Origin of the sequence: Paludicola sp. MB14-C6, assembly GCF_030908625.1 — a bacterium.
Taxonomy (GTDB): Bacteria; Bacillota; Clostridia; order Oscillospirales; family Ruminococcaceae; genus Paludihabitans.
Genome location: NZ_CP133133.1, coordinates 882,328 through 895,379 on the forward strand (window position 1 = coordinate 882,328; position 13,052 = coordinate 895,379).

The 13,052-nt window shown below is 34.5% G+C and carries 10 protein-coding genes; 6 read left to right on the top strand and 4 right to left on the bottom strand.

Annotation, left to right across the window (positions count from 1 at the left end; all coding sequences use genetic code 11):
- Positions 1-6: 6 nt before the first annotated feature.
- The 3 genes from RBG61_RS04210 to murD are packed head-to-tail and all read right to left on the bottom strand — an operon-like array spanning position 7 to position 3,485.
- Positions 7-1,029, bottom strand: a complete 1,023-nt coding sequence (locus RBG61_RS04210; RefSeq protein WP_307946071.1) for a M42 family metallopeptidase — start codon at positions 1,027-1,029, stop codon at positions 7-9.
- Positions 1,022-2,065, bottom strand: coding sequence for a M42 family metallopeptidase (locus RBG61_RS04215; protein ID WP_307946072.1), 1,044 nt, complete (start codon positions 2,063-2,065; stop codon positions 1,022-1,024). The genes RBG61_RS04210 and RBG61_RS04215 overlap by 8 nt, the downstream gene beginning before the upstream one ends.
- A 25-nt stretch (positions 2,066-2,090) precedes the next feature.
- Complete coding sequence (murD, locus tag RBG61_RS04220) at positions 2,091-3,485, bottom strand: UDP-N-acetylmuramoyl-L-alanine--D-glutamate ligase (protein ID WP_307946073.1); 1,395 nt, start codon at positions 3,483-3,485, stop codon at positions 2,091-2,093.
- 387 nt (positions 3,486-3,872) lie between these two features.
- Here murD and asnA point away from each other — a divergent pair, with 387 nt between their 5' ends.
- From asnA to ispD, 3 genes are all read left to right on the top strand, one after another.
- Positions 3,873-4,886, top strand: coding sequence for an aspartate--ammonia ligase (asnA, locus tag RBG61_RS04225; RefSeq protein ID WP_307946074.1), 1,014 nt, complete (start codon positions 3,873-3,875; stop codon positions 4,884-4,886).
- Positions 4,887-4,999: 113 nt separating this feature from the next.
- Entirely contained in the window at positions 5,000-7,093 is a 2,094-nt protein-coding gene (locus RBG61_RS04230) for a glutamine synthetase III (RefSeq protein ID WP_307946075.1), read from the top strand.
- Positions 7,094-7,152: 59 nt separating this feature from the next.
- On the top strand, positions 7,153-7,839 hold the full coding sequence (ispD, locus tag RBG61_RS04235) for a 2-C-methyl-D-erythritol 4-phosphate cytidylyltransferase (RefSeq protein WP_307946077.1): 687 nt from the start codon (positions 7,153-7,155) through the stop codon (positions 7,837-7,839).
- Between the two features lie 45 nt (positions 7,840-7,884).
- On the opposite strand, the gene spoIIID is transcribed toward ispD, so the two are convergent.
- Positions 7,885-8,145, bottom strand: a complete 261-nt coding sequence (spoIIID, locus tag RBG61_RS04240) for a sporulation transcriptional regulator SpoIIID (RefSeq protein ID WP_307946078.1) — start codon at positions 8,143-8,145, stop codon at positions 7,885-7,887.
- A gap of 270 nt (positions 8,146-8,415) precedes the next feature.
- On the opposite strand from spoIIID, the gene RBG61_RS04245 reads away from it, so the two are divergent.
- The 3 genes from RBG61_RS04245 (at position 8,416) to RBG61_RS04255 (ending at position 13,029) form a co-directional block, all read left to right on the top strand.
- On the top strand, positions 8,416-8,676 hold the full coding sequence (locus tag RBG61_RS04245) for a hypothetical protein (RefSeq protein WP_307946079.1): 261 nt from the start codon (positions 8,416-8,418) through the stop codon (positions 8,674-8,676).
- 26 nt (positions 8,677-8,702) lie between these two features.
- Positions 8,703-10,796: a membrane protein insertase YidC gene (gene yidC, locus RBG61_RS04250; protein ID WP_307946080.1), complete on the top strand. Its 2,094-nt coding sequence runs from the start codon at positions 8,703-8,705 to the stop codon at positions 10,794-10,796.
- Positions 10,797-10,917: 121 nt separating this feature from the next.
- Entirely contained in the window at positions 10,918-13,029 is a 2,112-nt protein-coding gene (locus RBG61_RS04255; RefSeq protein ID WP_307946081.1) for a sulfatase-like hydrolase/transferase, read from the top strand.
- Positions 13,030-13,052 lie beyond the last annotated feature (23 nt).

Here is a 13,052-nt window from a genome sequence, read left to right on the forward strand (position 1 = left end):
AGTAAACTAAATTTCGCCTACTGTATTTGTTAGTGCTAAAGCCAACTGATAAGTTGCAGTAACATCTTCCTTTTTCACAACATTGGATGGAGAATGGATGTATCTACTTGGGATAGATACCGCTACTGTACGAACACCTTTTCTTGAAACATGAATTGCACCAGCATCATTGCCGCCTGCAATTTTTGTTTTTGTTTGGCAAGCAATATTTTGCTCTTTCGCAAGTTTGAATGCTAAATCATATAAACCTTTATCATAAATAGTAGAATGATCCATATAGCTTACTACTGCACCTTCGCCCATAACCGTAACACGATCAGCTCCGCTTACATCTGCTACATCACCGCTTGCTGTGGATTCAACGACAATCGCAACATCAGGCTCTATTGTATGTGCTGCAACTCTCGCACCACGAAGGCCTACTTCTTCTTGTACTACAAATGCGAAGTAAGCATCGTATTCTAAATCTTGTTTCATAATTTCAATTAAAATTGCGCAACCTGCTCTATCATCAATTGCTTTTGCTTTGATAAAGCCATCGCCAAATTCAACATAGTTACCTACAAAGGTTACGCTGTCGCCTAATGCAACGTGCTGCATTGCATCTTCTTTATCTTTTGCACCAATATCAATATATAGCTTGTCTTCAGGTACTGCAGTTTTCTTTTCGTCAGCAGTTTGCATATGAACTGCTTTTGTTCCGATAACGCCAACGATTTCTTTTTCTGAAACACGAACGCTGCGACCGATAATAACTTTAGAATTTACGCCGCCAACAGTAGCAAAACGAAGCATGCCATCATCTGTAATGCCGGTTACTATCATACCGACTTCATCTGTATGTGCGTTTAACATAATCTTGTTTTTAGGCGTTTTCTTACCCTTTTTAAATGCAATTACGTTACCTAAATTATCAACTTGAATCTCTGTTGCAATTCCTTTAATTTGATTGATAATTTCATTTGCAACAACTGTTTCTCTTCCTGAAATACCGTTTAATTCGCATAGCTTTTTTATATTATTAAACATCTAATTCACCAACCTTTTGTGCATATTCTGCAATTAACTGTGCTACTGCTTCAATATCTCCTACTTCAACCATTTCAATTGGAGTATGCATATATTTTTCTGGAATGGATAATACAGCAGTTTTTACACCGCCTTTGGTAATTAGAATGGAATCCGCATTTGTTCCTGTAGAACGACCGGTAATTACTTCAATTTGATGGTTGATTTCTTTTTCTTTTGCAATTGCAACTAGGTCATCTGACATTTTCTTATCCAATAACGCAGAAACGCCAATCATAACGCCTTTGCCCATTTTACCACATTTATGCTCATCCGCATCTGATGTGTAGGCAAAGCTTACGTCTATAGCGATTGCATAGTCAGGACTGATACCATAACTGCCAACACGAGCACCTGTACCTCCAACTTCTTCTTGAGAAGAGAATAGAATTGCAAGATTGACATCTAGTTCTTTTCCTTTTAGTAAGCGAAGTGCTTCTAAAATAGAAACAACACCGGAACGGTCATCCATTGCTTTTACGCTTACTCGATTATTCAACATTTCTTGGAAAGTGGAGTTGATTGTTACACGATCCCCCAATGCGATATATTGTTCAGCTTGTTCTTTGGTATAACCAATATCGATGAAGATGCTATCCACTTCAGGAACCTGAGTTGCTTCTTCACCTTTTTCAAGATGTGGCGGCTTAGAACCAACAATACCGATAATATCCTTATTGGTACCGTGAATGGTTACTTCTTGGGCAGCTAATAATCTTCTATCCATGCCGCCGCAGCTTGCAACTTTCACAAAGCCTTTATCATCTATTGAAGTTACTATCATACCGATTTCATCAATATGAGCATCTAATAATAGCGTTTTTGCATTCTCTTTTTTGGATTTAATCATACCGATTACATTACCAAAATAATCAATGGTTACATCATCGGTATATTGCTTTAAGATTTCTGCTGCTTTTTGGCTTGCAATATTTTCTAACCCTACAACGCCAACAGACAAGCATAATTCTTTTAAATTGTTTTTGATTTCTTGCATTGTTTACAATCCTCCATTTTTATCTTTATTGCATTTCGTTTACGATACGTTTAAAATGCTTCCCACGTTCTTCAAAGTTCTTATATAAATCAAAGCTTGCACTAGCAGGAGATAAGCTTACTACATCGCCTTGTTGGGCTAATTCTCTTGCTTTGGCAACTGCTTCTTCTAATGTTGATACATGAACAATCTGTAAGCCGCTTGTTTCAAAATTTTCGCAATCACGAACTGCCTTTTCAATTTTAGGCGCTGTTGCTCCTAATAAAATCAAAATTTTTGCTCGTTCTACTAAAACAGGGCCTAATGGTTCATATGGTATTTTTTTATCATATCCGCCTGCAATAATAATCATCTTTTGCTCAAACGAATTTAAACCTGCAATTGTTCTTGTTGGACTTGATGCGATTGAATCATTATAATATTTTACACCATCAATCTCACGTACGAATTCAATACGATGCTCTACGCCACCAAATTCCCTTGCTACTTTTAGGATGGTTTGGTCGCTAACTTCATCACCAACAGCGGCAATTGCAGCAAGATAATTTTCTACATTGTGTATACCAGGTAGCCTAATTTCCAATTTGTTGAACAAAATTCGAGTATTTCCATCATGAACTTTGCAAAGATTTCCGTTTTCGTCCAAGAATGTGCCTTCTTTTGGTTTGGTTTGTCGAGAAAAGCAGCTTAATTGTCCCCTTACATATGGTTCTAAGCTATATCCAAGTTCATTGTCCAAATTTAAAACTGTTTTAGAAAATGCATTTTGGTGTGCAAGTAGATTTGCTTTACAGTCAATATACTCTTGCATATCCTTGTGCACATCAAGATGATTAGGAGCAATATTGGTTACCACAGCAACATCAGGCGATTGTCTCATAGAAATCAATTGAAAGCTGGAAAGCTCCACAGTGCAAACATCTTCCGGTTTCATTTCTTCGACTAATGGCAATAACGCTTTACCAATATTGCCACCAATGTAAACTGTTTTGCCACTTACTTTTAGCATTTCACTAATAAGCGTGGTTGTGGTAGTTTTTCCGTCAGAACCCGTTACTGCATATATCTTACAAGGACACAAATCAAAGAAAACTTCCATTTCACTCGTAATGACAACTCCATTTTTTCGAGCTTTTATCAGCTCATCTTTAAAGAAATATACACCCGGTGAACGAAATACTACATCATAATCAGTTAAGCTTGCAAGATAATCGTTGCCTAAACAAAAATTTGCCCCTTCGTCTTTTAACTCATTATATTGTTCGCCGATTGCGTCTGCTTCTCTTTTATCAAGTAGCGTTACATCAATTCCTTTTTTAAGCATTAACTTAATTAAATCATTATGGCTTACTCCAAGCCCAATGAATGCTACCTTTTTTGTTTTTAAAAAAGAATAAAACGCTGCAATTTTGTCGTACATAAAAGACCTCCGAATTCTGTTCTATTGTTTTATTGTATGTGTCTCGCTTTTCATACATTATAATATTATATTGAATACTTTCGTTTATTCCGCAATCTACTCTCATTTTTAAATTCATTTAGCGAAATATGTTTTATAAGCAAAATAATTAAGACACCAATAGAATATAATAATAATCGCTTCGCAATTATTATTATACAATTATATAATTTGTTAATCAACCGCATTGTAACTTTTGTAAAATAAAAATAGCTAAACATCACCATTGCATTTTTAATATGTATGTGAAAAAGGTAAAAAATATGGCATCAGCATCTGTATGTCTTGCAAAAATAGCATAATAATGATAAGATTAAGAAAATAAAAAACAGAAGGGGGCACGAGGATATGGGACTAAGTAGTCTAATCCTACCGGCAGAGTATCATTCTTTGCTGAATATTCTAGAAACAGAAATTGCAATTAAAACCGTTAAAGATAACTTTGAGAGAAACCTTGCAAATAATTTACAATTAACAAGAGTTTCTGCCCCTTTATTTGTGAATGCCGTTTCTGGTATTAACGACGATTTAAACGGAATTGAGCGACCGGTCGAGTTTGATATTCTTGAAACAAAAGAGGATGTTCAAATTGTACAATCACTTGCAAAGTGGAAACGACTTGCACTAAAACGCTACGGATTTGAGCATGGTAAAGGCCTTTACACTGATATGAACGCAATTCGACGTGATGAAGAACTAGATAATCTTCACTCCGTTTATGTTGACCAATGGGACTGGGAAAAAATCATTACAGAAGAAGAGCGCAACTTAATCACATTGAAAGATACTGTAAAAAGAATAGTGAAAGCTTTAAAAGAAAGTGAAAACCATTTAATTGCAGCTTTTCCCCAAATGAAGCCTTTTATCTGCGAAGATGTTTTCTTCATTACTTCTCAGGAATTAGAGGATATGTATCCTGAATTAACTCCGAAACAAAGAGAAGATGCAATTTGCAAATTGCATAAAACTGTATTTGTAATGCAAATAGGCGGTTTATTAAAAAGTGGTCAAAAGCATGACGGACGTGCGCCTGACTATGATGATTGGAACTTAAATGGTGATATTTTAATTTGGTATCCTATTTTGGACCGTGCAATCGAAATTAGCTCTATGGGTATTCGAGTAAGCCCAGAATCCTTAGATAAACAATTAAATGAATCAAACTGTAATGCAAGACGTTCTTTAGAGTTCCACAAGCAATTGTTGAATGGAGAACTTCCATTTACTATGGGGGGCGGTATTGGTCAATCCCGTATTTGTATGGTTTTATTGCAAAAAGCACATATTGGCGAGGTGCAAGCCTCTACTTGGTCTAACGAAATGATCGAGGCTTGTGCAAACCATGGAATTACATTACTGTAAAGAGATTCAATTTACACACAAATTTGATGTGAAGGTTTCTCCTTTACATCAAATTTACTTTATATATGGAAATAATATTATTAGACTGATAAAATTTTGGAGGTACTCGCTATATGAGTTTTGATTTTACTTCGTTTGGTTGCCAAGTTTTTAATGACCGTGTTATGAAAGAAAGATTACCAGCAAACATTTACGCCAGCTTAAAACAGTCTATTGATGAAGGACAGTCTTTACATCCTGAAATTGCAGATGAAGTTGCTAATGCTATGAAAACATGGGCAATTGAACAAGGTGCCACTCACTTCACACACTGGTTTCAACCAATGACCAATATTACTGCAGGAAAACACGATAGCTTTATTTCACCTAAAAAAGATGGTAGCGTTGTCTTGAACTTTTCAGGTAAAGAGCTAATCAAAGGCGAGCCTGATGCTTCATCCTTCCCAAATGGAGGAATTCGTAATACCTTTGAAGCAAGAGGATATACCGCATGGGATTGCACCTCACCTGCTTTCGTTCGTGATGGAACTCTTTATATTCCAACAGCTTTCTGTTCTTATACCGGTGAAGCCTTAGATACAAAAACGCCATTATTACGCTCTATGGCTGCAATTTCAACGGAAGCTTTACGCCTCATCAGGCTATTTGGTAATCATACATCAACAAGAGTGAGCGCAACCGTTGGCGCAGAACAAGAATATTTTTTAATTGATCGTGAGATGTACGAATCAAGATTAGATTTAAAAATTTGCGGTCGAACTTTATTTGGAGCCAAACCTCCAAAAGGTCAAGAAATGGATGACCATTATTTTGGACGTATCCGTATTCGTGTTGCAGAATTTATGCGTCAACTAGACGAAGAATTATGGAAACTTGGTATTACTTCTAAAACAAAGCATAACGAAGTTGCACCTGCACAACACGAATTAGCACCTATTTTTGAGACGGTAAATATAGCTTGTGACCATAATCAGCTTACTATGGAAATGATGCGCATTATCGCAAAGAAAAACGGCCTTGCTTGCTTGTTACATGAAAAGCCATTTGATTTAGTAAACGGAAGCGGCAAGCATAATAACTGGTCCTTATCAACTGATGATGGAATTAACTTATTAGACCCAGGCAAAACTCCATACGAAAATATTCAATTTTTACTTGTCCTTGCCGCAATAATTAAAGCAGTTGATGAATATGCAGACTTATTAAGAATGTCTGCTGCGGTTGTTGGTAACGATTATCGCCTAGGCGGACATGAAGCACCTCCAACAATTATTTCTATTTTCTTAGGCGAACAACTAACTTCCATCCTTGAGCATATAGCAGACGATAGCAATCCTATTTCGAAAAGTGCAGAAATGCTATCTATCGGAGTTGCTACACTGCCAAAATTAAAGAAAGATGACAGTGACCGTAACCGTACTTCCCCATTTGCCTTTACCGGAAATAAGTTCGAATTTCGTATGGTCGGATCTTCTGCTTCCATTGCGTGTGCGAACTATGTACTAAATACAATTGTTGCAAAAAGCTTTAGTGAAATCTCTAGTCGTTTAGAGGCATGCAGCGATTTTGATAAAGAAGTTAAAAATATCATAACCGAAATCATGCGTGATCACGGAAGAGTCATTTTTAACGGTAATAACTATACAGACGAATGGGTTGAAATTGCAGCCAAACGTGGTCTTCCAAACTTACCAAATACAATTGAAGCTGCAGGTGCACTGATTGATCCTAAAAACATTAATGTATTAAAAGAATTCAATGTATTATCTGAAGTGGAGTGTTATTCTCGTCATGAGATAATGATTGAAAATTACGCAAAGATTATAACTATTGAAGCAAATACCATGTTAGAAATGATTCATCGAGAGATTTTACCTAGCATTATCCGTTTTGTCGGTGATACTGCTCAAAGTTATAACCAATTAAAAGCGGCAAATATTGATAATGATAGTATTCACAATCAATTAACATTGCTTTCTGATAAAATTACCGATATTACAAAATTAACAAACGAGCTTGAGCAAAAGCTACGCAAGCTTCATGAACTTTCAAACTCTCTTTCTACCAAAGAAACCGCAGTTTTATGTCGTGATGATATTAAAGTTGTAATGCAAAAACTGCGTACTGTTGTAGATAGCGTAGAAGTTATTGTTAGTGATGAATACTGGCCAATGCCAAACTATACTGATTTATTACATCGTGTTTAAGTAAAGTCAAAGCAATCTCTCATATCGACTTTTGCTGACAGAAAGGAAGGAACATCTTCATGAATATTGCACTTGTTTTAGCTGGCGGTATTGGTTTAAGAATGAAGACCGAACGTCCAAAACAATTTATGCCTCTATTGGGAAAGCCTGTTATTTCTCATTCTCTTTTAAGCTTTCAGCAGCACTCATTGATTGATGCAATGTATATTGTTTGTCATAAAGAATGGATCGATCAAATGAACGTATTGTTTGATCCTGTTTATGGATTCTCAAAATTGAAAGCTGTTGTTTCCGGAGGCAATTCAAGAAGAGAATCTTCTTATTTGGGACTAAAAGAAATTGCAAACAAATATCATAAATCCGATATTGTTCTAATTCATGATGCAGCAAGGCCAAATTTATCACAAAAAATTATTACAGATAACATTAATGCCGCAACAAAATTTGGCGCTTGTGTTACTGCAATTCCTGCTACAGATACGATGTTTATCAGCAAAGATGGAAAGCTCATTCATGGTGTGCCAAAGCGCAGTGCCATGTTTGCAGCCCAAACGCCTCAAAGCTTTCAACTTGAAAATATCTTAAACGCCCACGAAGCTGTTTCACAAGATGAAGAAGTTACAGATGATGCCGGTCTGCTTTTAAAGCTTGACCTTCCTGTTGCGCTTGTTGAGGGCGATAAAAAGAACATCAAGCTAACAACCGAAGAAGATTTCTTTTTACTTCAAAAATATATGGGACTATAGCATAAAGGAGCCCACCGCAATGAACTTGTGGTGGGTTCCTTTATCTTATGATAATGCTCTTGCTTTATATTTTTCGCGTGTTGCGATGCCGCCACGAATATGGCGTTCACGTTTATTTTGCTCTAAAACCTTTTGTACTTCTAGGTAAAGTGATTTGTTAATACGCTCAAGACGCTCTGTCACGTCTTTATGTACGGTACTTTTGCTTATTCCAAACAGCTTTGCCGTTTTTCTCACAGTATCTTTCGTTTCAATAATATGTTTTGCTAATAGGATACTTCTATCATCGATTCCTTCCACTTGCATCATACCCCTCCGCATAAATGTTGTATGTTCGATATATATGCGAAATCTAAACAGGATATGCTTTTTCTATAGACTCATAAGTAGAAATAACTATATTTTGGACAACTTTATTTCAGAATATAATGTTGCCTAGATAGAATTTATATAGGCCTCGTCATTCTTGTAAACTTAGCTTGTAATATGTTGACATTAACAAGAAAAAACGATATACTTAAATGGATAATTTTTGTTTTTTAACAGAAATATTAATACATTTTGGGGGATAAAAATATGAAAAGAATGAAACGCATGTTACCTATTATATATTTCAGTATTCTGACTTTTATTATGGTGACTCCATCCGTTAACGCTTATCTTGATGCTGCTACAACTTCTTACATTATTCAAGTAGTAGCCGGTGTATTCATTGCTCTAGGTACAGTAATCGGAATCTTTTGGAAAAAAATTACGAGCTTTTTTAAAAAACTAAAAATAAAAGCAATGGAAAAGAAAATCAGCAAAGATGCTGAAAAGAAAAGCAATAACGCTTAAAACTCATAGATTTGGTGGTACATAAAATGGATATTATCAATACCTTGATAGGTATACCTCTTGGCTGGCTGATGTGGCTTTGCTGGTTTATTATAAAAAACTATGGCTTTGCAATTATTGTTTTTACATTGCTTACAAAAGTAATTATGTTCCCGTTGAGTGTATGGGTTCAAAAGAACTCAATTAAAATGATTCGTATTCAACCTGAATGTAATCGTATTATTGCTCGAAATATTTGCAATCGAGATCGAATTGCTGAACAGCAATCTGCTTTATTTAAAAGGAAAAAGTACTCCCCTCTTGCCGGCATCATCCCAATGTTGATCCAAATTCCGATTATATTGGGTTTGATTGCGGTAGTTTATAATCCACTTCAACATTTATTACATTTAGACTCATCTCTTATTAGCGCTTTTACGCAAAAAGCAGCAGAAATTTTAAACAATCCTGAACTTGGCTCTAACGCTCAAATAGCCGTTATTAACCTTGTGCAAGATCCTGCTTATGTTAATCAATTTGCTTCTCTCAGCATTCAAGGCTGCGATGTAAATGCAGCTATTAGCGCAATGCAAGTAATGGACTTTAACTTTTTTGGAATGGACTTATCTCATACTCCAAATTTCTTTGGCTTTGATATTTATTGGTTCATTCCAATTTTATCAGGAGTAAGTGCTTTCCTTCTATGTTTCTTCCAAAACAAAGAAAATGTTTTACAAAAAGAACAAGGCTTTTTAGGAAGATGGGGAATGACAGCGTTTTTAGTTGCTTTTTCTACATATTTTGCTTTTATTGTGCCTACAGGCATCGGATTATATTGGATATTCGGAAATCTGTTTGCAATTGCTTTAATCTATATTCTTAATGCTATGTATGATCCTAAAAAATCAATTGATTATGAAGAATTGGAAAAAAGCAAAATTGAATTATCAGAAAGTAAAAAGATTCAAAAATCATCTAAACTTACGCCGGAGCAAAAAGCAAAATCCAAAGCCGATTATGCTTGCTTTTTCAAAGACGATGTAACCAAAGATATTGTTGTATATTCCGAAAAAAGCGGATTCTATAAATATTTTAATGATATGATTGATGGAATATTAGAAAATTCTGATATTACTATTGACTATGTAACAAGTGATCCTAATGACAAAATTTTTGAACAAAATAATCCTCGCTTAAGAACCTATTTCATTGATGATAACAGGCTTATCCCTCTATTTATGAAAATTGATGCTAAAATTATGGTTATGACTACTCCGAATCTTCAAACTTACCACTTAAAACGCTCGCTTGTAAACAAAAAAGTGGAGTACATTTATATTCCACATGATGCGATTAGCACACAAATGGGGAATGCGTTTGAAGCCTTTGATCACTTTGATACGGTATTTTGCGTAGGCCCTGCACAAGTCAAAGAAATTCGTGAAACGGAAAAAGTTTATAACTTACCTGCAAAAAAATTAGTCGAATGTGGCTATGGGCTAATTGACCAACTTACAGAGCAATACAACGCTATAGAAAAAGTTGAAAATAATATTAAGAAAATATTGATTGCTCCATCATGGCAAGAAGACAATATACTAGATAGCTGTATTGATGAAATATTAGAGCAGCTTTTAGACAAAGAATATGATATCACCGTTCGCCCACATCCTGAGTATGTGAAACGATATGCTGCTCAGCTGCAACAACTAATTGCAAAGTATGAAAATAGATTGAATGAGCATTTCAGAATAGAAACCGACTTTTCATCCAATGTTACAATTTTTACAGCTGACTTAGTTATTACGGACTGGTCTGGTATTGCATTGGAATTCTCTTATGCAACCAAAAAGCCATCATTATTTATTAACACTCAAATGAAAGTAATGAATCCTCATTGGCAAGAAATTGAAAGCGTTCCAATAGAGATTACTTTAAGAAATCAGCTTGGTGTTTCTTTAGATAAAGATAAGCTCAATACAGTTGCTACTACTATTCAAACATTATTTGACCAAAAAGAAAACTATAAATTGCAAATTGAAGATGTAATAAAGAATTACTTATATCATCCCGGCAATAGCAAAAAGATAGTGACAGAATATCTAATAAATGCGATAAATAACGAAAATTCTAACAAATAAAGTATATTTCAAGCATTTCGCTATCTCTTGTATGAAAGTGAAATGCTTGATTTATTCTATTCTTGGGTAATAAAAAAATATATCTATTGCTATACTCGTTAACAGATATAAAGGAGTAATTATGGACCGTCAAATAACACATGAGAATACCATTATCCCAAATGGCCTTACCAATCCCCCAAAAGAAAGAAAAGATAATATTATTACTGCTATTCTTTTATCTTTTGCTTTTTCTTTTAACTTGTTCGTTTTTGCACCACTTGATTCCTATTTTTCCGGAAAATCAAGCTTCTGGTTTTCCATTCAAACAATTATTCCAATTGTTCTAATTGTTTTTTCAGCCTCACTCGTGTTCTGCTTACTGGTTTCATTATTGATGCCCAAAAAAGTAAAGCCTTATTTATTTGCTTTAATGATATCTGGGCTTGTTTGCTTATATCTGCAAGGCAACTTTTTAACAAGAGGCTACCCAACTCTGGATGGTTCACCAATTAACTGGAAAAGTATGATAACAAAAGGAACTATCAATACAATTATTTGGGTTATTATTATTGTTGTTCCCCTAGTAATTGCAATCTTTAAAAAGAATATTATCAATACAATGGCAAAAATTATTTCAATTATTATAATCGGACTTGAAATTGTTACTCTTATTACAGTTAGCATTACTGCACCATCTTACAAGGATGACACCTGTTATGTTTCAAATGCGAACAAGTTCAATATATCTAAGCAAAATAATATTTTATTGATACTTTCTGACTCCTTTGAATCACGATATATGACAAGAATTACAAAAGAAAGACCTGATATTGTAAAAAACCTAAATGATTTTACATACTTTAATAACACTTCCGGTATTGGAACATTAACCAACCTTTCTTTACCTACCATAATGACAGGAGAACTTCTGCCTGTCGGCAAAAATGCATCTGATGGAACGAAGGAATGCTTACAAAAAACTACCTTCTTTGACTATATGCATGAAAAAAACTATCGAGTTAAGATTTATACTGAATCTGATTTTATGCATAGTGTAAGTATTGGCGATATTGATAATTTGAAAAAAGGCTGCATTAACCAAAATACAAATGCAGAAGTTAGAAAAAAAGTATCAAAGCTAATTTATAAATATTCATTTTTTAAATATGCCCCACACTTTGCAAAGCAACGTTTTGTGTTAGATACAGCACAATTTAATTCTACTATTCAATATGCAAATAAAGACGTTTATACAATAGACGATAAAGCATTTTATAATGAATTAAATCAAGGCTTTCATCCTTCAGACGATAAAAACAATTTTACCCTATATCATTTAAATGGACCACATCCTCCTGCTACGCTTAACGAGAAAATGGTAACTGTAAATTGGGGTAAGAATGTCCATGAAGATGAAAGAAGATATCAACAAAGTATCTCCCAAATGACTATTTTAAAAACTATGATTGCAAAACTTAAAGAAACGAATTCCTATGATAATACTACAATCATTTTTGCTGCTGATCATGGAAATAGTATATTTCTCAATCCTGTTTTAATGGTGAAACCAACAAATGAAAAAAGTGAGTTCAAAATTTCTTCATCTCCAATTTCTTTGGCAAGCGATTTGGTTCCTTTTATAAAAGATACTGCTGCAGGCAAAGGAAAAGATGCCGCACTTTTCAAAATTCCAGAAGACAGTAAACGTGAAAGATATGCATATAATTTTATTTTTAATAAAGGCTTATATGACGAAACAATCTCTTGTATAACAGCATTTGCAGTAGATGGAATTGCATCTGATTTTAATTCCTACAAAATTGCAAAAGACGAATATGCCGACGGCAATCCAAAAAATAAATATTCATTGGGAGACACCATCAATTTTAATTCACTTTCAGAAAATGCATATATCAATGGCGTTTTCGATAATGACAATCGTACATATGGTGGTCACGCTTTAGTTAAAGTTGCTTTTAAAGAAAAAATAAAGCAAGATTTAACCGCTAAACTGAAAATTGGAAGTGTTTATGGTGAAAAGCAAAGACTTATCATCAAAGCAAATGGTAAAACTGTTTATGATAATGCACTAAAGAACAGTAATTGTGAGATTACTTTTAAAATTCCAAAACAAGCAATACAAAATAATCAATTAGAATTAAACTTTGAGTTACCGGATGCTATGGGTTCAACAGGAACGGCTTGGAATGCTTATAGTGCATTTATCTTCCATTCCATTTCATTTGAATAATTCAAATACTGAAAAGCATTTGA